The sequence below is a fragment of the Pseudomonas sp. HC1(2025) genome, from assembly GCF_058742075.1.
Genome location: NZ_CP196017.1, coordinates 5422929 through 5444858, shown reverse-complemented (window position 1 = coordinate 5444858; position 21930 = coordinate 5422929). Strand labels below are relative to the sequence as shown.

Here is a 21930-nt window from a genome sequence, read left to right as displayed (position 1 = left end):
GGCAGTGTTCAACGTTGCCGATTGGCATACATCCGACACTCCGCCAACAACGCCAGCAAGTTCGGATCGCGCTCCTTGGCCTTCAAGAACACCACGCCAATGTGCTGCTGCAACCGGTAGCGTGGTTGCAGCGGGATCAGCTTGACCCGGTTCTCATACACCGCCGCGATCCTTCCCGGCAGCAGCGCATAGCCAACGCCCGAGCTGACCATGCTCAGCAGGGTAAAGATATCGTTGACCTGCATCGCCACCTTCGGCTCGAAGCCTGCCTGCTTGAACACCCGTGCGCCGTCCTGGTGGGTGGCGAAGCCTTGGGTCAGGGTGATGAAGGTGGCATCGCGCACCTGGGCCAGGTCGATTTCCTGTTCGCGATCCAGGGGCGAGTCGGCGGGGGTGGCGAGGAAGATATCGTCGCAAAACAGCTGGATCTGCGCGCAATCCGGCTCGACGGCCTGGTCGTCGAGGGAGATCAGGATCGCGTCGACTTCCATGTTTTTGAGCTTGTACATCAGGTCGACGTTGGAGCCCAGGATCAGGTCGATATTGAGCTCGCTACGCCTGATTTTCAGACCCATGATCAGTTGCGGCACGGTCTTGACCGTCAGCGAATACAGAGCGCCGAGCTTGAAACGCTCGGCGGAGAAACCGGCGGCTTCGCGGGTCAGGCGCACGCTGTCGACCACATCCTGTACCAGCTTCTGCGCGCGCTCTTCGAGGATGTAGGCGCTTTCCAGGGGGGTGAGGTTGCGCCCTTCGTGCTTGAACAGCGGGCAGCGCAGTGCGTTTTCCAGGGAGTGGATGGCCCGGTGCACGCTGACATTGCTGGTCTGCAACTCGGCGGCGGCACGGGCCAGGTTGCCGGTGCGCATGAAGGCCAGGAAGATTTCCAGTTTCTTGAGGGTAAATTCTTCGTCGATCAGCATGGCGATGACTCTTATTCGAATGCGTTCGATTGTGCCCTTAAAGCGCCGCAACCGTCATAACGGTCTTGCACTCTCGCCTGTCAGGCCTGAGCCTTATGGGGTAGATGCAGCAGTTTTGGAGGTCGGCGACACATGTATCACGGAGAACGATTCAACGCCTGGAGCCATTTGCTCGGCGCCGTGGCAGCCTTTATCGGCGCGGTGTGGATGCTGGTGGTGGCGAGCATGGACGGCAGCCCGTGGAAGATCGTCAGCGTGGCGATCTACGGTTTTACCCTGCTGGTGCTGTATAGCGCCTCGACGGTGTATCACAGCGTGCGCGGGCGCAAGAAAGCGATCATGCAGAAGGTCGACCACTTTTCGATCTATCTGCTGATTGCCGGCAGCTACACCCCGTTTTGCCTGGTGACCCTGAACGGGCCGTGGGGCTGGACGCTGTTCGGGATTGTCTGGGGGCTGGCGGTGATCGGGATCTTGCAGGAGATCAAGCCGCGCTCCGAGGCGCGCATATTGTCGATTGTGATTTATGCGGTGATGGGTTGGATTGTGTTGGTGGCGGTCAAACCGTTGATTGCCGCGCTGGGCATGGACGGGTTTATCTGGCTGGCGTCGGGTGGGGTGTTGTACACGGTGGGGATTATCTTCTTTGCCCTGGAACACCGTTTAAGGCACTCCCACGGGATCTGGCATCTGTTTGTGATTGGCGGCAGCCTGCTGCATTTTGTGGCGATCATGCGCTACGTGCTCTGACGCACCTCTGTAGGAGCCGGCTTGCCGGCGATGGCGTCAGCAAGGTTGGCGCAAGACTTGATGGCCTCATCGCCGGCAAGCCGGCTCCTACAGGTTTAGAGGCGGTCTAGCTGCTCCTGGGCACGGCTGCCAAAGATCTCCAGCAGGCTCGCCAACATATGCGGCGGTGGCTCGTCGGCGCGGGTCAGGGCATACAGGGTGATGGGCAGCGGTGGGGCCAGGGGGCGGATGCAGGTGCTGTCGGTGGATGCGCCCAGCGCGGTGAAGGGGTCGATCACCGCCAGGCCGGCGCCGGACTCCACCATGGCCCGGGCCAGGGAGTAGGTCTGCACCGAGATCCGCACGCGCGGCGGTGGTTCGACCGCTTCCAGATAGCTGTCGAGCCGCGCCGACAGCGGGTCGGCACTCGACAGGCCAATCAACGGCGTGCCCGCCAGGGCCATCAAGGGCAGGGGTTTGCCCAGTTCCGCCGCCGGCCAGAAACCCCGTGGCGCCAGGGCCACCAATACGCCGTGGGCCAATGCCTGTGCCTTGAGCCCCGGATGGTCCGGGGACTTGAGGGTCAGCGCCACATCCATCTCGCGCATCAACAGGTTTTGCACCAGCTCGCGGCTGTGGGCGCTGGACAGTTCGCAGGCGATGTCCGGGTAGCGTTGGGTCCACTCGCCAATCGCCGGCGGCAGCAGTGACAAGGCCAGGGCCGGCGTGGCGCCAATGCGCAAGCTTTGGCCGGGCGCGCGCCGCAGGTTTTGCGCCAGGCGCCGCACGCCTTGCAGGCTTTCGCTGACCTTATCGACCTCGCGCTCCAGGGCCAGGGCTTCCGGGGTGGGCTGCAGCTTGCCGCGTATGCGCAGGAACAGCGGGAAGCCCAGTTGCAGCTCGGCATGTTGCAGCACCTTGGTCACCGCCGGTTGCGAGACATGCAGCAACTGCGCGGCGGCACTGACCGAGCCGGTCTGGCGGATGGCCTGGAAGATTTCGATATGACGCAAGCGCATGACGAGTCCATAACCTTTGTTTATAGGTGGCCCATCTTTATTCATTGTCCGGCGCCTGTCACCTGCCCCTACCCTTGGACGCTCATTACAACGCTTGGGAATCGATATGGCTGAGCAGGTTTGCATCATTGGCGGTGGGGTCATCGGTCTGGCGAGCGCCTATGCCCTGGTGCGCGCCGGCATGGACGTGACGGTGGTCGAAGCCCGCGATAGCCTGGGCAGCGAGACCAGCTTTGCCAATGGCGGCCAATTGTCCTATCGCTACGTTGCGCCGCTGGCGGACAAAGGCGTGCCGTTGCAAGCCATTGGCTGGCTGCTGCGCGGTGACTCGCCGTTAAAGCTGCGCCCGCGCCTGGACCCGGCGCAATGGCGTTGGATGGCCTCCTTCCTTGGTGCCTGCCGGGCTTCGGTCAACAAGCGCAACGCCGGGCACTTGCTGCGCCTGGCCACCCTGAGCCAGGGCACCTTGCAGCAATGGCGCGAAGAAGACGGGCTGGACGGCTTCGACTGGAAACGTAACGGCAAGCTGGTGACATTTCGCAGCCATCACACCTTCGAGCACGCTCGCAACAAGGTGCTCGATTGCCTGCAACAGCAAGTGCTGTCGGCGGCCGATTGCACGCGGCTGGAGCCGACCCTGGGGGCCAGGGATTTTGTCGGGGGCATCTACACGCCCAATGAAGAAGTGGCGGATTGTCATGGCTTCTGCCAGCAGTTGGCGGCGCGCCTGCAAGCGTCGGGCCGGTGCCGGTTTGTGCTGGGGCGCAAGGTCACCGGTATCCGCCATGCCAACGGCACCGTGCAGGCGATTGAGTTGGGTGACGAGGTGATGCCGGTGCAGCACCTGGTGCTGGCGGCGGGAGTACGCAGCCCCGAGTTGGCCTTGCCGGGCATCGCATTGCCGCTGTATCCGCTCAAGGGCTACAGCCTGAGCGTGCCGATTGGCGCGCAGCACGCCGCGCCGAACATCAGCATCACCGACTATGACCGCAAGATCGTTTACGCGCGGATCGGCGAACAACTGCGGGTGGCGGCGATGGTCGATATCGTCGGCTTCGATAAGGGCCTTGAGCCCAAGCGCCTGGCCCTGATCAAGCGCCAGGCCAGTGAGACGTTCCCCTTGGCCGGCGATTACAGCCAGGCCATCGAATGGGCAGGCATGCGCCCGGCCACCCCCAGCGGCGTGCCGCTGATTGGTGCCAGCGTGTACCGCAACCTGTGGCTCAACCTCGGCCACGGCGCCCTGGGTTTCACCCTGGCCTGCGGCAGCGGCCAGGTGTTGGCCGAACTGATCGGCCAGCACACTCCTTCCATTGATATGCAGGGCCTCGCGCCCCGCGCCGCATAGGACAGCGCAATGACCATCACCCGGATCAACAGCAATAGTCGCTTGTCGGGCGCCGTGACTTTCCAGGACCTGGTCTTCCTTTCCGGCCAGGTTCCGGGCGACGGCCAGGACGTCAGTACCCAGACCCACGAGGTGCTGGCCAAGATTGATGCGCTGCTGGCCGAAGCCGGCAGCGACAAGGATCATCTGCTCAACGCGACTATCTACCTGAAAAACATTCAGGAGGGTTTTGCGCCGATGAATGATGTCTGGTGCGCCTGGCTCACGCCCGGCCAGGCACCGACCCGTACCACCCTGCAGGCGGAACTGGCACGCCCCAGTGTGCTGGTGGAAATCAGCGTCATCGCTGTACGCCGCCCATAACAAGAAAACCAACGGAGAATAACAATGCAAAAAATCACGTTGATCGGCACGGCCCTCGGGCTGTTACTGGCGGCCCAGGCCCAGGCCAATGAAGCGCCGCTGGTGGGCACCCTGGCCAAGGTCGCGAATGCCAAGAGCATCACCCTGGGCTATCGCGATGCGTCGGTGCCGTTTTCCTATGTCGGCGATCACACCGGCAAACCCATGGGTTACTCGGTGGACCTGGCGAGCAAGATTGTCGAGCGCATCCAACAGAAGATCGGCGTGCCCCAGCTCAACGTGAAGTACAACCTGGTCACCTCCCAGACCCGTATTCCGTTGGTGATCAACGGCACCGTCGACCTGGAGTGCGGCTCCACCGGGGTGACGGCCGAGCGGCAGAAGCAGGTGGCGTTTTCCTATGGCTTTATCTACGTCAAGGGCCAGTTGCTCACTGCCAACGACAGCGGTATCCAGCGCTTCGCCGACCTGCGCGGCAAGAACGTGGTGACCACTGCCGGCACCACCAACGAGCGGTTCCTCAAGAGCTACAACCACGAGCACAAGCTGGATATGTCGGTGATCAGCGCCAAGGATCACGGCGAGGCGTTCCAGATGTTGCAATCGGGCCGGGCCGTGGCGTTCTACATGGACGATGCGTTGCTCTACGGCGAGCGTGCCAAGGCCAAGGATCCGCACAAGTGGGTGGTGGTGGGCGAGGAGCAGTCGCGGGAAATCTACAGCTGCATGGTGCGCAAGGACGACCCGCAGTTTCTGGCGGTGGTCAACGAAACGTTGGGCGAGTTGTACAGCTCGGGGGAAATCAACGGGATCTACCAGCGCTGGTTTGAACAGCCGATCCCGCCGAAGGGCTTGAACCTGGAGTTCCCCATGACCAGCGAGCTGAAGGCGATCATTGCCAAGCCGGTGAGTGATCCGGTGGAATAAAACACCCGGCCTGTAGGAGTCGGCTTGCCGGCGATGAGGCCCGCAAGTCTTGCGCAGGCCTTGATGCCGCCATCGCAGGCAAGCCAGCTCCTACAGTTTGATTGGGTTTGCAACGTGGGGTTAGAAGTCGCCCCATAGCTGTTGTGCGACGGCCAGCGCAACTACGGGCGCCGTCTCGGTGCGCAACACCCGCGGCCCCAGCCGTGCGGCGTGGAAGCCAGCGCCTTGCGCGGTCTGGACTTCACCATCGGTCAAGCCACCCTCCGGCCCGATCAAAAACGCCAGGCTCGATGGCTTGGCATGGCTCACCAGCGGCTCGGCCACCGGGTGCAGCACCAGCTTCAAATCCGCCTCGGTCTGTTTCAACCAATCGGCCAGCAACAGCGGTGGGTGAATCACCGGCACCGTAGAGCGGCCGCATTGCTCACAGGCGCTGATTGCGACCTGGCGCCAGTGCAGCAGGCGTTTGTCGGCACGTTCGTCCTTGAGGCGCACTTCGCAGCGCTCGCTGAAGATCGGCGTGATGGAATTGACCCCAAGCTCGGTGGCTTTCTGGATGGCCCAGTCCATGCGCTCGCCACGGGACAGGCCCTGGCCCAGATGAATGTGCAGTGGCGACTCGACCTGGCCGGCGAAGGCTTCGGTCAGTTGCACCGTCACACGTTTTTTCCCGACTTCCAGCAGGCTGCCGCGAAATTCCTGGCCAGAGCCGTCGAACAGTTGCACGGCATCGCCTTCGTTCATGCGCAGCACACGGCTGATGTAGTGCGCCTGGGCTTCGGGCAATTCGTGGTCGCCAAGGCTTAGCGGGGTATCGGTGAAAAAACGCGACAGTCTCATTTCTGTTCTCTGCAAATAATGTGTGTGTTGCTATGCAGCGGGAGCGACGGCGTCCTGTAGGAGCCGGCTTGCCGGCGATGGAGGTCAACGATAACGAGGGGGCCTGGATGAACGCGGCGCTCTCACGTTTTTCGCCGGCAAGCCGGCTCCTACAGGGGGCTGAGGGTTAGCCGGGGTCGCGAAAGCCTGGGTGGAAGTCCTTGGGCACGGCCACGCTGACTTTGCTATTGGTGGCGATATCAATGCCCTCGGTGGCCACTTCGGCGAGGAAGTCGATCTGCTCCGGGGTAATCACATACGGCGGCAGGAAATACACCACGCTGCCTAGCGGGCGCAGCAGCGCGCCGCGTTCCAGGGCATGCTCGAACACTTTCAGGCCGCGCCGTTCCTGCCAGGGGTAGGCGGTCTTGGTAGCCTTGTCCTGCACCATCTCGATGGCCAGCACCATGCCAGTCTGGCGCACTTCCGAGACATGGGGGTGGTCTACCAGGTGCGCGGTGGCGGTGGCCATGCGCTGGGCCAGGGCCTTGTTGTTCTCGATGACGTTGTCTTCTTCGAAGATATCCAGGGTCGCCAGGGCTGCCGCACAGGCCAGCGGGTTGCCGGTGTAGCTGTGGGAGTGCAGGAAGGCGCGCAGGGTCGGATAGTCGTCGTAGAAGGCGCTGTACACATCTTCGGTGGTGACCACGGCGGCCAGGGGCAGGTAGCCGCCGGTCAGGGCCTTGGACAGGCACAGGAAATCCGGGCGGATGCCCGCCTGCTCGCAGGCAAACATGCTGCCGGTGCGGCCGAAACCCACGGCGATTTCGTCGTGGATCAGGTGCACGCCATAACGGTCGCAGGCTTCGCGCAGCAGCTTGAGGTATACCGGGTGGTACATGCGCATGCCACCGGCACCCTGGATCAGTGGTTCGACGATCACGGCGGCGACGCTGTCGTGGTTGTCCGCCAGGGTCTGTTCCATGGCCTGGAACATATTGCGCGAGTGTTCTTCCCAGCTCATGCCTGCGGGGCGCAGGTAGCAGTCCGGGCTTGGCACCTTGATGGTGTCCAGCAGCAGCGCCTTGTAGGTCTCGGTGAACAGCGGCACATCACCGACCGACATCGCGGCGATGGTTTCGCCGTGGTAGCTGTTGGTCAGGGTGACAAAGCGCTTTTTGTTCGGCTGGCCGCGGTTGAGCCAATAGTGAAAGCTCATCTTCAGCGCGACTTCGATGCACGACGAGCCATTGTCGGCGTAGAAGCAGCGGGTCAGGCCTTCGGGGGTGATCTTGACCAGGCGCTCGGACAGCTCGATCACCGGCTGGTGGCTGAAGCCGGCGAGGATCACGTGCTCCAGTTGGTCCACCTGATCCTTGATGCGCTGGTTGATACGCGGGTTGGCGTGGCCGAACACGTTGACCCACCACGAGCTGACGGCATCGAGGTAGCGCTTGCCTTCGAAGTCTTCCAGCCATACGCCTTCACCGCGCTTGATCGGTACCAGCGGCAGTTGCTGGTGGTCTTTCATCTGGGTGCAGGGATGCCACAGCACCGCCAGATCGCGTTGCATCCACTGGTTGTTCAAGCCCATCTTTTAGTCTCCTCGAAGCGCTGCCGTGACCCGCGCAGGCAAAACAATCGCGCAAGCCTATGCAATGGTGGGCTGTGTCACAACCCATGAACGGTGAATTGGCAGTAAATGCAGGACGGTCTGTCACGTTTGTGCTCAATAGTCCTTAATCCCTAGTTAATTTACTGTTCATAGGCTCAACATCGGATAAATCGATATTTCAAAGCGAAATTTTCGGCTTTATATCGATAGGTAACACGCTAGTCTTGGACACGGCTCTTACAGGATTTGGGGAATGCAACTACGAAACACATCGGCCCGCTACGGCTGGGTCAGCATTGTTATCCACTGGAGTGTGGCCCTGGTGGTGTTTGGCCTGTTCGCGCTGGGCCTGTGGATGGTCGGCCTCGACTACTACAGCCTATGGCGCAAAGATGCACCGGACTTGCACAAAAGCATTGGTATTACGTTGTTTGCGGTGATGTTGGTGCGCATTGTCTGGCGCCTGCTCAGCCCACCACCGCCGCCACTGGCCAGCTATAGCCGCATGACCCGGATCGGCGCGGCGTTTGGCCACGCGTTCCTGTATCTCGGGCTGTTTGCCGTGATGATTGCCGGCTACCTGATTTCCACCGCAGACGGTGTCGGGATCCCGGTGTTTGGCCTGTTTGAAATTCCTGCCGTGGTTTCCGGTCTACCGGACCAGGCAGACGTAGCCGGGCTGGTGCATTTGTACCTGGCCTGGGTACTGGTGGTGTTTGCCGGCCTGCATGGCGTGGCCGCGTTGAAGCACCACTTCATTGATCGTGACGCGACCCTGGTTCGTATGCTGGGGCGCAAAGCCTGATGTTCAACCTCGACTCACAAGGAATAGAAAGCATGTTGAAAAAGACTCTCGCCGCTCTGGCAATTGGTTCTGCTCTGCTGTCTGCTGGTCAGGTGATGGCTGCTGATTACAAGATCGACAAGGAAGGCCAGCATGCCTTCATCGATTGGAAAATCAGCCACCTGGGCTACAGCTACATCCACGGTACCTTCAAGGACTGGGATGGTACGTTCAGTTGGGATGCCGCCAAGCCTGAAGCGAGCAAAATCGCCGTCGACGTGAAAACCGCCAGCCTGTGGTCCAACCACGCTGAACGTGACAAGCACATCGCCAGCAAGGACTTCCTGGACGTTGGCAAGTTCGCCGATGCCAAGTTCGTTTCGACCGCAGTTAAACCAACCGGCGAAAAAACTGCTGACGTGACCGGCGACCTGACCTTCCACGGTGTGACCAAGCCTGTGACCTTCAAGGCCACGTTCAACGGTGAAGGCAAGGATCCGTGGGGCGGCGAACGTGCTGGCTTCAACGCCAAGACTACGCTGAACCTGAATGACTTCGGCATCAAAGGCCCAGGCCCGACTTCCCAGACCGTGGACCTGGACATCTCGCTGGAAGGCGTCAAAGCGAAGTAAATTCGCAGGCTGCATAAAAAACCGGATCGTGAGATCCGGTTTTTTTTAGCCTGGAATACGGTCAATGTAGGAGCTGGCTTGCCTGCGATAGCGGCAGGTCAGCCACCTGCGATGCAGGCTGAAATCCCGTCATCGCAGGCAAGCCAGCTCTCACAGTTGATCGATGTCGAGTCCAAAAAAATGCCCCGGATCTTTCGATTCGGGGCATTTTTATGGCGCTTTGAAAATCAGCGGTTGCGGGTCAGCAACGCTGGTTTTTCACCACGAGGGCGGCCTGGCAGTTGATCCAACTGCTCAGGTGTCGGGAAGCGATCGCTTTTCGACTCCTTGTGGATGATCTTCGGCGTGGTGCCGCTGCGTGGGTTCTGCACGGCAGGTTCCGAGGCGCGTGGCTGCTCATCACGCGCAGGGCGGCGGTTGCGCGACTCTTCGCGACGGGCCTGGCCGTCACGCGGAGCGCCGTTGCGCGGGCCATTGCGCTTGGCCGGTGGGGTGCCAGTGGTGGCGCCGTTGCTGCTGCGCGGACCGTTCTGGCGACCCTGCGGCTGGCCGCCGGCGCGCGGAGCACCTGCACCAGCGCCCGGTGCCGGGGCACCTGGGCGGCGACCACGGCCTTGGGCCGGCTTGGCCTGGGGCACGTAGTCGACGCGGTTGCCGAAGTTATCCACGTCGTCGTCGAGGAACTCGTCCGGTGCGCGGTCGGCTGCGGCGCGTGGCGGCTGGCTCGGCTGGCGCTGTTCGCGGGCCGGGGTGCCTTCACGGGGCTTTTGCTCACGGGCTGGGCGTTCGCCACGGCCGTTGGTAGGCGCCTTGTCCTTGCCGCCCTTGTCCTTGCCTTTGTCGCGACGACCACCGCCACCACCGCCGCCGTTCGGGCCATCGCCCTTGGGACCACGTGGGTTGCGTGGGTTACGCACATCCGGACGCTCGCGCACTTCCGGTTTTTCGGCTTCCACGGTGCTGGCATCGAAGCCCATCAGGTCGCCGTCGGCGATTTTCTGCTTGGTCATGCGCTCGATGCTTTTCAGCAGTTTCTCTTCATCCGGGGCGACCAGGGAAATGGCCTCGCCCGAACGACCGGCACGGCCAGTACGGCCGATACGGTGCACATAGTCTTCATCGACGTTTGGCAGCTCGAAGTTGACCACGTGCGGCAGTTGGTCGATATCCAGGCCGCGGGCGGCGATATCGGTGGCGACCAGGATCCGTACGGAGCCGGCCTTGAAGTCGGCCAGGGCCTTGGTCCGCGCGTTCTGGCTCTTGTTGCCGTGGATGGCGACGGCGGTGAGGCCGTGCTTGTCCAGATACTCGGCCAGGCGGTTGGCGCCGTGCTTGGTGCGGGTGAACACCAGCACCTGTTCCCAGGCGCCAGCGGTGATCAGGTGGGCCAGCAGCGAGCGCTTGTGGCTGGCTGGCAGGCGGAACACCCGCTGCTCGATACGCTCGACCGTGGTGTTGGGCGGCGTGACTTCGATGCGCTCGGGGTTGTGCAGCAGCTTGCCGGCGAGGGCGGTGATGTCGTTGGAGAACGTTGCCGAGAACAGCAGGTTCTGACGCTTGGCCGGCAGGCGCGCGAGGACTTTCTTCACGTCATGGACAAAGCCCATGTCGAGCATACGGTCGGCTTCGTCCAGCACGAGGATTTCCACGTGGGACAGATCGACGCTGCCTTGGCCGCACAGGTCGAGCAAACGACCAGGGCAGGCGACCAGCACGTCAACCCCGCGGGACATGGCCTGAACCTGTGGGTTCATGCCGACGCCGCCGAAGATGCAGGCGCTGACGAACTTCAGGTCGCGAGCGTACAGCTTGAAGCTGTCATGCACTTGTGCGGCGAGTTCGCGGGTAGGGGTCAGGACCAGTACGCGGGGTTGGCGCGGGCCGTGACGCTGGGATTTGTCCGGGTGACCGTTGGGGAACAACCGCTCCAGAATCGGGAGGGCGAAGCCGCCGGTTTTACCAGTACCTGTCTGAGCCGCGACCATCAGGTCGCGACCTTGCAACACGGCGGGAATAGCCCGCTGTTGCACCGGAGTAGGCTCGGTATAGCCCGCTGCCTCGATGGCGCGGACTAAAGCCTCGGAGAGACCGAGGGAAGCAAAGGACATGAGTAATCCTGTTTGTAGTTAGGGCTTGGCCCAAAGGGATAATCTTGCCGGGCGCGAATGGCGTTTAGAGGAACGCAACCCCGTCCGGTCCTGCTGGGGCTGGCAGGCACTCCAATGGCTCGCGCGGGCTGCAAAGCTGCGCAGTAGCGGGGTTGGATGCCTGTGATACGACCACAGCGGCCGGGCGTAAGCCTGGCGGAAAGGCCGGAGTATAACAGAGCATTCACTGCGCGCTGCTTTCCTGCTGCTCAACGGTGTCGTCCAGCAGCGGCGACGGGGCTATCTGGGTCCCGGCGCCGGCATATTTGGCACTCAGGGCCGCGTAGGCGGGCTCTTGCTTGAAACGTTTGAGCTCGGCACCAAAACGCTGGACCAGCAGGTCCATGCCCGCGCCACGGCGTACGGCGAGGAATTGTTTCTGGCTGCTGATCACCGGCGGCGCCTGGGTGACCTGGTGTTCCAGGCCCAATTCCTTGAGCACATGCTGGCCGACCCGGCGGTCGGTGATCACCAGATCGATCCGGCCACGGGCCAATTTGCCGAAGTTAGCCTCATGGCTGGGGGCCGGTTCGCGGGTAAACAGCGTGGATTCGCTGAACCCGGCGCTATACAGGTAACCGGGGGAGGTGCCGATGGTCAGCCCTTTGAGCTCATCCAGGGTCTGGAACGGATGCGGGCGCTGGTTGGCGTAGAACATCACAAACTCAACCTGGGACAACGGTTCGCTGGGGTAAAGCAGCGCCGCGTCGCGTTCGTGGCTGTGGAAAATATCCAGCGCGCCGTCGGCCAGGCCTTGGTCGAGCATGGCCAGGCAGCGTTTCCAGGGCAGGAACTGCCACTGCACCTCGATCCCCAGGCGCTGGAACACGATGACGGTAGTCTCGTAGTCGAGCCCGCGCATCTGGCCGTTTTCTTCGTAGACGTAAGGTGCCCAGGGCTCGGTGACAATGCGCAGTTTCTCGCCGTGGGCGGTCAGGCTCAGGCAAGTGAAAAGAACAGCGCTCAACAGCTGGAGAATGACGGGCATACCCTGAGGTTACGACTGTCTCAGGTTAAAGAGAAGCTCTGGATCGGGGATCTTCAGGCGGCAAACCTGAACTTTTATTGCGCCGCCGAGCCGGGAAGGAATCCTGGCCGGCGGTACAAAGGGGGCAGCCTCAGCGTGGCAGCTTGAGGTTGTTCCAGATCGCCAGGCTCGGGTCAGCCTGGTTCAGGGTGTAGAAGTGCAGCCCCGGTGCGCCACCTTGCAGCAAGGTGTCGCACATTTCACTGATGACCTGCTCGCCGAAGGCCTGGATGCTCTTGACGTCATCGCCGTAGGCTTCCAGCTGCTTGCGTACCCAGCGTGGGATTTCTGCACCGCAGGCGTCAGAGAAGCGCGCCAGCTTGCTGTAGTTGGTGATCGGCATGATGCCCGGCACGATCGGGATGTTCACGCCCAGGGCCTGCACGCGCTCGACGAAGTAAAAGTAGCTGTCGGCGTTGAAGAAGTACTGGGTGATCGCACTGTTGGCGCCGGCATTGGCCTTGCGCACGAAGTTGTTGAGATCGTCTTCGAAGTTGCGCGCTTGCGGGTGCATTTCCGGATAAGCAGCCACTTCGATATGGAAGTGATCGCCGGTTTCTTCACGGATGAAGCTCACCAGGTCATTGGCGTAGCGCAGCTCGCCGCTGGCCATGCCCATGCCGGACGGCAGGTCACCGCGCAGGGCGACGATACGCTTGATGCCGGCGGCCTTGTATTGGGTCAGCAGGCCGCGCAGGTCGTCCTTGCTGTCGCCCACGCACGACAGGTGCGGCGCGGCAGGCACCTTGGCCTCGCTTTCCAGCTGCAGCACGGTGTTGATCGTACGATCACGGGTCGAGCCGCCTGCGCCGTAGGTGCAGGAGAAGAAATCGGGGTTGTAGCTGGCCAACTGCTTGGCAGTCGCCATCAACTTTTCATGCCCAGCATCGGTCTTGGTCGGGAAGAACTCGAAGCTGTAGCGACGGTCTTGGGACATGGTAATACCCTTGAAAACTCATAAAACCGGAAGACATACACCGTCAATGTGGGAGCGGGCTTGCTCGCGAAAGCGGTGTGCCAGTCGTTACTGCTTCGACTGACACTGCGCATTCGCGAGCAAGCCCGCTCCCTCACAAGCCCGCTCCAGCAGGGAGAGAGCCGGTTACTTAGTAGCGGTAGGCGTGCGGCTTGAACGGGCCTTCGACGGTCACGCCGATGTAGTCGGCCTGGGTCTTGGTCAGTTGCGTCACGACGCCGCCGAAGCCGCGGACCATTTCCAGGGCCACTTCTTCGTCGAGTTTCTTCGGCAGTACTTCCACGGTCAGGCGCTCGGCTTTCTGGGCTGGCGACAGGTCGGCGTACTTCTGGCCGAACAGGAAGATCTGCGCCAGTACCTGGTTGGCGAACGAGCCATCCATGATGCGGCTTGGGTGGCCAGTGGCGTTGCCCAGGTTAACCAGGCGGCCTTCGGCCAGCAGGATCAGGTAGTCGTCGTTCTGTGGGTCGAAATCACCACTGCCTGTACGGTGAACCTTGTGTACCTGAGGCTTGACCTCTTCCCATGCCCAGTTCTTGCGCATGAAAGCGGTGTCGATTTCGTTGTCGAAGTGCCCGATGTTGCACACCACGGCGCGCTTTTTCAGGGCCTTGAGCATGTTCGCATCGCAGACGTTGACGTTACCGGTGGTGGTCACGATCAGGTCGATCTTGCCCAGCAGGGCCTTGTCGATGCTGGCTTCGGTGCCGTCGTTCTGGCCGTCGATGAACGGCGAGACCACTTCGAAACCGTCCATGCAGGCTTGCATGGCGCAGATCGGGTCGACTTCGGAGACCTTGACGATCATGCCTTCCTGGCGCAGGGACTGGGACGAACCCTTGCCCACGTCACCGTAGCCGATCACCAGGGCTTGCTTGCCCGACAGCAGGTGGTCGGTGCCGCGCTTGATCGCATCGTTGAGGCTGTGACGGCAGCCGTACTTGTTGTCGTTCTTGCTCTTGGTCACCGAGTCGTTGACGTTGATGGCCGGGATTTTCAGCTCGCCCTTGGCCAGCATGTCCAGCAGGCGGTGTACGCCGGTGGTGGTCTCTTCGGTCACGCCGTGGACGCGGTCGAGAATCTGCGGGTACTTCTTGTGCAGCAGCTCGGTCAGGTCGCCGCCGTCGTCGAGGATCATGTTGGCATCCCAAGGCGCGCCATCTTTCAGGATGGTTTGCTCCAGGCACCATTCGTACTCTTCTTCGGTCTCGCCTTTCCAGGCGAAGACAGGGATGCCGGCAGCGGCGATGGCAGCAGCGGCCTGGTCCTGGGTCGAGAAGATGTTGCAGGACGACCAGCGCACTTCGGCACCCAGGGCAACCAGGGTTTCGATCAGCACGGCAGTCTGGATGGTCATGTGGATGCAGCCGAGAATCTTCGCGCCCTTGAGCGGCTGCTCAGCGGCGTACTTGCGGCGCAGGCCCATCAGGGCAGGCATTTCGGATTCGGCGATAAAGGTTTCGCGACGGCCCCAGGCAGCGAGGGACATATCGGCGACTTTGTAGTCGGTAAAACCTGCAGGCGTGATTACAGCGCTCATGAAGAGCCTCCATTCGTAGTGTGCGAATGGGCGCCGTTGTGCGTTTAGTATCCAACCAGGACAACCCGGCTGGGCAACGCCCCATCCGAGCCTGACAGGCCAGGGCCTGCTGCAGCGCCCCTCGGACAGGTGGCGGGAGAACGGTATCAATCACAGATGACCGTTTTGAAACGGTGGCGATTATAGCCGCCTGCGCCTGACTTCCCAAGCCTTTCTGTCGGGGTCATGAAGATCGCTCATGACACTGATAGGCAATGGCTCATAGAGCTTGGGCCGGCGCTCTGCCATGATGTTGGCCATCATTTCGCAAGACGCTTTGGAGTGAACATGAACTTCCACACCCGCAAATGGGTAAAACCCGAAGACCTCAACCCCAACGGCACCCTGTTCGGTGGCAGCCTGCTGCGCTGGATCGACGAAGAAGCGGCGATCTACGCCATCGTTCAACTGGGCAACCAGCGCGTGGTGACCAAGTACATTTCCGAGATCAATTTTGTCAGCGCCTCGCGCCAGGGCGACATCATCGAGCTGGGCATCACCGCCACCGAGTTTGGCCGCACCTCCATCACCCTGACCTGTGAAGTGCGCAACAAAATCACGCGCAAGAGCATCCTCACCGTAGAAAAAATGGTCTTCGTCAACCTCGGCGAAGACGGCCTGCCGGCACCCCATGGCCGTACCGAGATCAAGTACGTCAAAGACCAGTTCCAGGACGACAGCGAGTAACCCTCCGTATAAGCAAGTGGCCATTGAACGCTGGTGATGACTGGCAGGTCGTACCTGAACATCGTCACCCAACGTTCAGGTACGCCCATGGCCACGCAAAAAGACGGCAAGACTCCCAACCTGTCGCAGGAAGAACAGCAGGATGTGGACAAGAACCAGCCACCCCGGGCGGCGGTGCTGCATGAAATCATCCGCACCCAGGGCGACCAGGAGCTGGAGCGCAGCGTAGCGGCGCTGTGGTGGTCGGCGCTGGCCGCCGGCCTGACCATGGGCCTGTCATTGATGGCCATGGGGCTGCTCAACTCACGCCTGCCCGACGGCGAAGGCTTCAAGGTGATTGCCAGCTTTGGCTACTGCGCAGGTTTTCTTGCAGTGATCCTCGCGCGCCAGCAACTGTTCACCGAAAACACCCTGACCGCCGTGCTGCCGGTGATGAGCAAGCCGACCCTGGGCAATGCCGGGCGCCTGTTGCGGCTGTGGACGGTGGTGCTGGTGGGCAACCTCTGCGGCACCTTGCTGGTGGCTTATGTGATGCTGCACCTGCCGATCTTCGACACCAAGACCGACCAGGCCTTCCTCGAAATCGGGCGCAAGATCATGGAAAACGATACGGGCCAGATGTTCGCCAAGGGCATCGTCTCCGGCTGGATGATCGCCACCATGGTGTGGATGATCCCGTCCATGGAAAGCGCCAAGATGTGGATCATTATCCTGATCACCTACCTGATGGCCTTGGGCGACTTCACCCACATCGTCGTCGGTTCGGCGGAAGTGTCCTACCTGGTATTTGCCGGCGAGCTACCGTGGAAGGACTTCTGGCTGGTATTTGCCGGGCCGACCCTGGCGGGCAATATCATCGGCGGCAGCTTTATCTTTGCGTTGATCAGCCATGCGCAGATTCGCAGCGAAGGCAGCCTGCCGGACAAAAAGGCGGCGGACCCGAGGCATCCGCAGCGGATCGACAAGGATCAGTGAGGCCAGTGTGTGCCAGCGCGGTATTTGGTATATGTATGTGCTGACACATCACGAATCACTTACAGGAGGTTCCATTGCTTGCGACAGTCTTGGTACTGATAGCGGCACTGTTGCATGCGACGTGGAACACCTTGATCAAATTCAGCGGCGAACGCCTGTTGGTGATCGCCTGCATGGACAGCGTTGCGCTGCTGTTTGTGCTATTGGCGGTAGGATTTGTGTCGCTGCCGCCCTTGGAAATCTGGCCGTGGATCATCGCCTCGGCGCTGTTCGAGTTGCTCTACCGCTACCTGCTGATCCAGGCCTATCGCGTCGGTGACCTGGGGTTGGTGTATCCGCTGATGCGCGGCTTATCGCCGCTGGTGGTGCTGGCGTTGACCCTGGTGTTTGCCGGGGAGGTACTCAGTACCCAGCAGATTGTCGGCATCCTGCTGATCCCGCTCGGCATGTTGTGCCTGTTGTGGCATGGCGGTGGTGGGGATCGGTTGCCGTGGTCGATGTTGCCGGTGGTGGCGCTGATCGGCCTGTGCATCGGCTGCTACACCTTCCTCGATGGTCAGGCGCTGCGGCGCTGGTCGCACCCATTGGACTACCTGGTCTGGGTGACCCTGCTCAGCGCCTGGCCGTTTCCATTGTTGGCCATGGTGCGCAAGCGTGCGGCGTTCAGCCTGTTCTGGCGCGCACAATGGCGGTTGGGGTTGAGCGTGGGTTTGTGCGTGTTGTTGAGCTACGCTCTGGTGCTTTGGGCCATGCAGTTGGGCTCGATTGCCGAGGCCGCCGCGTTGCGGGAAGTCAGCGTGATCCTGGTGGTGTTGTTCGGCATGCGTTACCTGAAAGAACCTTTCGGCCGCTCCCGGCTCTTAGCCTGTGGGTTGGTACTGATCGGCATGCTCGTGATGAAACTCTAACCAGCGGATAAAACTAAAAAAGGAATGAGTGATGACTGTCGCTTTCTGGTGTGTGTTGATCGCAATTTTTCTGCCTTACCTGTGTACCGGCGTGGCCAAGTTCAGTGGTGGCAAGTTCGGCCCCCGGCAGAACCATGACCCCCGGGCCTTCCTCGAAACCCTCGAAGGCTTCGCCAAGCGCGCCCACAGTGCACAGCTCAACAGCTTCGAAGTGACCCCGGCGTTTGCCGCTGCGGTGATCATTGCCCACCTGGCCGGCAACGCGGAACTGGTGACCATCAACGTACTGGCGGTGCTGTTTATCACCAGCCGCCTGCTGTACATCATCTGCTACCTGGCGGACTGGGCGATCTTGCGTTCGCTGGTGTGGTTCGTGGGCATGGCGTTGATTGCGAGTTTCTTCTTCGTCTCGATCTAAGGCACGCAGCCAGCCCTTGTGGGAGCTGGCTTGCCAGCGATGACGCCAGCACGTGCACCCGCGATGTCGGATTTCAAACCGCCATCGCCGGCCAGCCGGTTCCTACAAAGGCGCATCCGGCACTTGAGGCAGCGCGGTACCCTTGGGCCACAACATCCAGATCTGGCCCTGCTGCTTCATGTTCCCGGCCAACTCGCCCGCCGCATCACCGGTGCCCCAGAACAGGTCCGCACGTACCTCGCCGACAATCGCGCCGCCGGTATCCTGGGCCGCTACCGGCCGTACGACCGGCGCCCCATCGGGGCGGGTGGTCGACAGCCACAACAGGCTGCCCAGCGGGATGACCTTGCGGTCCACGGCCACGCTGTAGCCGGCGGTCAGCGGCACGTTCAGCGAGCCGCGCGGGCCTTCATTGCTGTCGGGGCGGGTGCTGAAGAAGACGTAGCTGGGGTTGCTCGCCAACAGTTCCGGGATCCGCTCAGGATGGGCCTTGGCCCAGGCACTGATCGCGCCCATGCTCACTTCGTCTTTCTTCAACTCGCCTTGCTCCACCAGCCAGCGGCCGATAGGGCGATACGGGAAGCCGTTCTGGTCGGCATAGCCCACGCGCAACTGACGACCGTCAGCCAGCTGGATGCGGCCAGAACCCTGGATTTGCAGAAATTGCAGGTCCATCGGGTGGGTCAGCCAGGCAATAGGCTTGGCACTGGAGCCTTGCTGGTTGATGGTGCCGGCATCGTCATAGGGCTTGAGTACCCGGCCTTCCAGGCGCCCGCGCAGGCGTTTGCCCTTGAGTTCGGGGTAGATGCTTTCCAGGTTGACGATGATCAGGTCGTCCGGCACCCCAAACACCGGCACGTGGGCGGTCTTGGTTTCGGTGAGGCTGCCCGGGTAGACCGGTTCGTAATAGCCGGTGATCAGGCCATTGGGCGTGTTGTCCGCCGAGCGCAAGCCATAGACGTCCAACTGCTGCTTGAGGAAGCCACGGATATCCCCGGCATTGCCCGGCACATTGACCGCTGCAGCGCAGGTGGCGCCCCACACCGGATCGTTCTTCAGGCGTTGGCAGGCACTACGCCAGGATTCGAAGCCAGCTTGCAGGTCGCTGTCCGAAACCACCGGCAGGTCTTCCCAGGTGGCACTGACGTAGGTCGCCACAGCATGGGGTTTTTCTGGCTCAGGTTTGGGTGCCGGAGCGTTGCCGCCGTCGCATCCGGCGAGTAGTGCGATCATCGGCAGAGCCCATGCCAGCCGGCGGCTCCAGGGGTTAAACAGGTTATTCATGCAAGTAATTCCCAAGGCGATTGCCTGCGCAGGGTGCGGCGCAAGCATCCATATTATTAATAGGGCTATTGGTCTTTGCGGGCGGGGCGAGGATACTGGCCGCCGTTTCCCGTAACCCTGAGCCACCATGACTTTTAAAAAACTGACTGTTGTATTGCTGGCCTGCCTGACGCTGACCGCTTGCGGTGGCGTTGACCCGAACTCGCCATTGGGCCAGCGCAAGGCCATCTTCAAGCAGATGCTCAAGACGGGCGAAGACCTGGGCGGCATGCTGCGTGGCCGCATCCCGTTCGACGGGGCCAAATTTGCCGAAGGTGCGGTCAAGCTTGACGCTTTGTCCCATGAGCCGTGGAAGCACTTTCCAACGGTGCGCGAAGAAGATCACACCAGCGCCAAGGACGACGTATGGCAAAAACAGGCCCAGTTCCAGGAACTGGCGCGCAACCTTGAGGCGGCCACCGGTGAATTGGTGATCGCCAGCCAGGTGCAGCCTTACAAAGCCACTGACTTGAAGCCTGCGGTGCAGAAAGTCGAAGATGCCTGCAGCGCCTGTCATAAGCAGTTTCGCGACCATTGAGGCTCGATTGGCTGCGCCTTACTTGTCCAGGTCGTCGAGGGCTTGCTGCAACTCTTTGCGCGATTCAGCGAGCTTGTCCTTACGCTTGTTGATCTTCTCGGAGTCGCCCTTTTTCATGGCCTTGTCGAGGTCGGCCTGACGGCGGCTGACTTCGTGCTTGGCGTCCAGCACCTTGTTCTCGCGTTCCTTTTTCAGGGAGGCATCGGTGCAGTGGGCGGTGACTTCGCTCAAGGCTTTTTCCAGGCCGGCTTGTTGCTCACTGTTGCCGTGGGCCTTGGCTTGTTCGATCTGCAGGCTGATGGCCTGGCGCTTGGCGGCGCAACCGGTCAGTTGCGGGGCTGTCTCGGCAGCCAGCAATGGCGTGGCGAGGAAGCTGGTAACGGTCAACAGGGCAAGCGGTGCAAGAAATTTCATGGAAACTCCAAAGTAAACAGATCGTTGTCAGGTGGGCAGGATGATTTCTGCTGGCACCGATTAAATTGGCGGGTCGGGACTAAAAGCCATCTATCCCGGCAGCCCGCAGTGTTTCACTCATAGCCACCACCTGGGGGTCGCGAAAAAAGGCGCTCAATTGCGCCGCGCGCCCCGGGCCGATTCCTGCTTCGGCCTGCCAGGCTTGAGTGTCTCGCGCAGCCAGGGCATGCCAGCCGCCCGCCAGGTTATTGCGGGCGGTAGGTGGAACCCCAAGCGCCATCAGCCATTGCGCGAACGGTCGCTGGCGCGCCACTTGCAGGCTCGCAAGCAGGCGCGCACTGCTGCGGTCGCCGAATCCGTCAATGGTAGCAAGCTCTGTCTCATCAAGGTTCAACCAATCCACCAAACCACTGATTTGCCCGGCCTGGATCAAGCTATTCCAGGTCTCGCGGCCAATGTGTGGCAGGTCCAGCCCTTGCTTGCCGCTGAGCCAGGTCAGCCGGGCCAGCAGTTGCTCCTCGCAGGCCGGGGCCAATTGCCAGCAGCTCAGGTGATGGAAATTGCTGGCTACCGGCACCGCGACATCGACCCGTGGATAGCTGCGCAGGATGACCTGGTCGAGCCTTGGGATCACCTGGCCGGCGAGGCTGATGGACACCTGGTCGCCTGGGCGGATATCCAATTCCTGCCAGCGCTTCAAGGAGCCGATGCTGACGCGTTTGATCTGACGGTCGTCGAGCAGCACCGGGTCCAGTTCCAGGATCGGAGTGATACGGCCGGTGCGGCCGATTTTGAACTGCACATGGCGAACATGGGCCAGGGCTTTGATGACCGGGTATTTCCAGGCAACAGCCCAATACGGCGTACCGGCCTGCCAGCGTTCGGCGGGGGCGCGCTGGCTGTGGTGCAGCACCACGCCATCAGTGGCGAAGGGCAATGGATGTTCATGCCAGAAAGTTCGCCAGTGCCGTGCCTGTTCGAAGGTGTCGATGGGCTGGCTGTAACGCTGGCTATCGCCAAAACCCCAGCGTGCGAGGCTGTCCAACTGCTGCTTGAGGTCCGCCGGCCCATGGGGCCAGGCCCAGACAAACAGGCCGATACCTGCGGCGTCGGCGTCACTCAGGTGTTGGCGGTTCATCAGCCCGGAGACTTTACTGCGGGCATTCATGCCGCCCGTCTCCCCTTGTATGTGGGCGCCCAGGCGCCAATACAGCTCGCCCTGCAAGAGCAGGTCGATGGCCTCGGGCAGCTGTTGCACGATGCCTGGAATGTTGCGGGCCGAGGCGGTCCAGTCCTGGCCGAACAGGCCGTCGCCGCGGCTGATGACCTGGGCCAGGCGCCCTGCGCGATAGACCAGGGTCACCGCCACACCATCGACCTTGGGTTGTACCCACAGGTCGCGGCGTGTGCTGATCCAGTCTGCCACGGCGCGGTCGTTGACCAGCTTCTCAAGGCCTGTATGCGCGACTGGGTGGGCAACAGTGCCGCGCGCGCTGGACAGGGGGTTGTTGGCAGATGACGGTGCCTGTGCGAAGCAACCCCGCCATTGCTCCAGGCGTATGCGGGCCTGATCGTAGAGCTCGTCGCTGATCAGGGATTGGCCGAGCCGATGGTAACTGTCATCCCACAGGCCGATTTGCCGTTGCAGGGCGGTTATTTCGTCCTGGGCCTTGTTCACTGGCCAGTCCGGGCAGCCCTGCGCCCAGGCGATGAGAGGGAAGAGCATCAACAGCAGGTAGGTCAGCAGGCGTGGCGGCATCATGAGCATCCTTGCTCTGA

22 protein-coding genes and 1 riboswitch are annotated in these 21930 nt (G+C 61.6%); of the genes, 11 read left to right on the top strand and 11 right to left on the bottom strand.

The window, feature by feature from the left end; all coding sequences use genetic code 11:
* Nucleotides 1-8 precede the first annotated feature (8 nt).
* Nucleotides 9-923 carry a LysR family transcriptional regulator gene (locus tag ACSSVH_RS24505; RefSeq protein WP_170042163.1) on the bottom strand — a complete coding sequence of 305 codons (915 nt, stop codon included), beginning with the start codon at nt 921-923 and terminating at the stop codon, nt 9-11.
* Nucleotides 924-1055: 132 nt separating this feature from the next.
* Between ACSSVH_RS24505 and trhA the strand changes: the two genes are divergently transcribed.
* Nucleotides 1056-1673 (top strand): PAQR family membrane homeostasis protein TrhA, encoded by a 618-nt coding sequence (gene trhA / locus ACSSVH_RS24500; protein ID WP_170042164.1) that lies wholly within the window; start codon nt 1056-1058, stop codon nt 1671-1673.
* Between the two features lie 95 nt (nt 1674-1768).
* Here the strand turns inward: trhA and ACSSVH_RS24495 are convergent, their stop codons facing one another.
* Nucleotides 1769-2671, bottom strand: a complete 903-nt coding sequence (locus ACSSVH_RS24495) for a LysR family transcriptional regulator (protein ID WP_169953586.1) — start codon at nt 2669-2671, stop codon at nt 1769-1771.
* A 106-nt stretch (nt 2672-2777) separates the two neighbouring features.
* Here ACSSVH_RS24495 and ACSSVH_RS24490 point away from each other — a divergent pair, with 106 nt between their 5' ends.
* From ACSSVH_RS24490 to ACSSVH_RS24480, 3 genes are read left to right on the top strand one after another with little or no spacing between them, the layout of a single operon-like run.
* Nucleotides 2778-4019, top strand: coding sequence for a D-amino acid dehydrogenase (locus ACSSVH_RS24490; protein WP_169953588.1), 1242 nt, complete (start codon nt 2778-2780; stop codon nt 4017-4019).
* A 9-nt stretch (nt 4020-4028) separates the two neighbouring features.
* The gene (locus ACSSVH_RS24485) at nt 4029-4382 is read left to right on the top strand and encodes a RidA family protein (RefSeq protein WP_169953590.1); all 354 of its coding nucleotides are present in this window, start codon (nt 4029-4031) and stop codon (nt 4380-4382) included.
* Between the two features lie 24 nt (nt 4383-4406).
* Nucleotides 4407-5309, top strand: coding sequence for a transporter substrate-binding domain-containing protein (locus ACSSVH_RS24480; protein ID WP_169953592.1), 903 nt, complete (start codon nt 4407-4409; stop codon nt 5307-5309).
* Between the two features lie 120 nt (nt 5310-5429).
* Here the strand turns inward: ACSSVH_RS24480 and ACSSVH_RS24475 are convergent, their stop codons facing one another.
* The gene (locus ACSSVH_RS24475; RefSeq protein WP_492633837.1) at nt 5430-6149 is read right to left on the bottom strand and encodes a 16S rRNA (uracil(1498)-N(3))-methyltransferase; all 720 of its coding nucleotides are present in this window, start codon (nt 6147-6149) and stop codon (nt 5430-5432) included.
* 166 nt (nt 6150-6315) lie between these two features.
* Nucleotides 6316-7722, bottom strand: coding sequence for an adenosylmethionine--8-amino-7-oxononanoate transaminase (locus ACSSVH_RS24470; RefSeq protein WP_432754727.1), 1407 nt, complete (start codon nt 7720-7722; stop codon nt 6316-6318).
* A 274-nt stretch (nt 7723-7996) separates the two neighbouring features.
* Between ACSSVH_RS24470 and ACSSVH_RS24465 the strand changes: the two genes are divergently transcribed.
* Both ACSSVH_RS24465 and ACSSVH_RS24460 read left to right on the top strand, forming a co-directional pair.
* Entirely contained in the window at nt 7997-8548 is a 552-nt protein-coding gene (locus ACSSVH_RS24465) for a cytochrome b (protein ID WP_169953598.1), read from the top strand.
* 32 nt (nt 8549-8580) lie between these two features.
* A complete protein-coding gene (locus ACSSVH_RS24460; protein WP_169953600.1) occupies nt 8581-9159 on the top strand; it encodes a YceI family protein in 579 nt (192 codons plus the stop codon).
* Between the two features lie 227 nt (nt 9160-9386).
* Here ACSSVH_RS24460 and rhlE2 read toward each other — a convergent pair whose 3' ends face one another.
* The 4 genes from rhlE2 to ahcY all read right to left on the bottom strand — a co-directional run bounded on the left by rhlE2 (nt 9387) and on the right by ahcY (nt 14849).
* Nucleotides 9387-11267: an RNA helicase RhlE2 gene (gene rhlE2 / locus ACSSVH_RS24455; RefSeq protein ID WP_492633836.1), complete on the bottom strand. Its 1881-nt coding sequence runs from the start codon at nt 11265-11267 to the stop codon at nt 9387-9389.
* A gap of 223 nt (nt 11268-11490) precedes the next feature.
* The gene (locus ACSSVH_RS24450; RefSeq protein WP_169953604.1) at nt 11491-12294 is read right to left on the bottom strand and encodes a substrate-binding periplasmic protein; all 804 of its coding nucleotides are present in this window, start codon (nt 12292-12294) and stop codon (nt 11491-11493) included.
* Between the two features lie 130 nt (nt 12295-12424).
* A complete protein-coding gene (metF, locus tag ACSSVH_RS24445) occupies nt 12425-13270 on the bottom strand; it encodes a methylenetetrahydrofolate reductase [NAD(P)H] (protein WP_492633835.1) in 846 nt (281 codons plus the stop codon).
* A gap of 169 nt (nt 13271-13439) precedes the next feature.
* Nucleotides 13440-14849 (bottom strand): adenosylhomocysteinase, encoded by a 1410-nt coding sequence (gene ahcY, locus ACSSVH_RS24440; RefSeq protein ID WP_169953606.1) that lies wholly within the window; start codon nt 14847-14849, stop codon nt 13440-13442.
* 21 nt (nt 14850-14870) lie between these two features.
* Nucleotides 14871-14978: riboswitch (S-adenosyl-L-homocysteine riboswitch) on the bottom strand.
* A 198-nt stretch (nt 14979-15176) separates the two neighbouring features.
* On the opposite strand from ahcY, the gene ACSSVH_RS24435 reads away from it, so the two are divergent.
* The 4 genes from ACSSVH_RS24435 to ACSSVH_RS24420 all read left to right on the top strand — a co-directional run bounded on the left by ACSSVH_RS24435 (nt 15177) and on the right by ACSSVH_RS24420 (nt 17876).
* The gene (locus tag ACSSVH_RS24435; protein ID WP_029297383.1) at nt 15177-15575 is read left to right on the top strand and encodes an acyl-CoA thioesterase; all 399 of its coding nucleotides are present in this window, start codon (nt 15177-15179) and stop codon (nt 15573-15575) included.
* Between the two features lie 87 nt (nt 15576-15662).
* The gene (locus ACSSVH_RS24430; protein WP_492634734.1) at nt 15663-16550 is read left to right on the top strand and encodes a formate/nitrite transporter family protein; all 888 of its coding nucleotides are present in this window, start codon (nt 15663-15665) and stop codon (nt 16548-16550) included.
* 74 nt (nt 16551-16624) lie between these two features.
* Entirely contained in the window at nt 16625-17458 is an 834-nt protein-coding gene (locus ACSSVH_RS24425) for an EamA family transporter (protein ID WP_492633834.1), read from the top strand.
* A 31-nt stretch (nt 17459-17489) separates the two neighbouring features.
* Entirely contained in the window at nt 17490-17876 is a 387-nt protein-coding gene (locus tag ACSSVH_RS24420; protein ID WP_057960859.1) for an MAPEG family protein, read from the top strand.
* Between the two features lie 102 nt (nt 17877-17978).
* Here the strand turns inward: ACSSVH_RS24420 and mltA are convergent, their stop codons facing one another.
* The gene (mltA, locus tag ACSSVH_RS24415; protein WP_169953610.1) at nt 17979-19160 is read right to left on the bottom strand and encodes a murein transglycosylase A; all 1182 of its coding nucleotides are present in this window, start codon (nt 19158-19160) and stop codon (nt 17979-17981) included.
* 127 nt (nt 19161-19287) lie between these two features.
* Here mltA and ACSSVH_RS24410 point away from each other — a divergent pair, with 127 nt between their 5' ends.
* A complete protein-coding gene (locus ACSSVH_RS24410) occupies nt 19288-19737 on the top strand; it encodes a c-type cytochrome (protein ID WP_432754725.1) in 450 nt (149 codons plus the stop codon).
* Nucleotides 19738-19755: 18 nt separating this feature from the next.
* Here the strand turns inward: ACSSVH_RS24410 and ACSSVH_RS24405 are convergent, their stop codons facing one another.
* Both ACSSVH_RS24405 and ligB read right to left on the bottom strand, forming a co-directional pair.
* Entirely contained in the window at nt 19756-20151 is a 396-nt protein-coding gene (locus ACSSVH_RS24405) for a DUF1090 domain-containing protein (RefSeq protein WP_170042168.1), read from the bottom strand.
* 79 nt (nt 20152-20230) lie between these two features.
* A complete protein-coding gene (gene ligB / locus ACSSVH_RS24400) occupies nt 20231-21913 on the bottom strand; it encodes an NAD-dependent DNA ligase LigB (protein WP_492633833.1) in 1683 nt (560 codons plus the stop codon).
* Between the last annotated feature and the right edge of the window lie 17 nt (nt 21914-21930).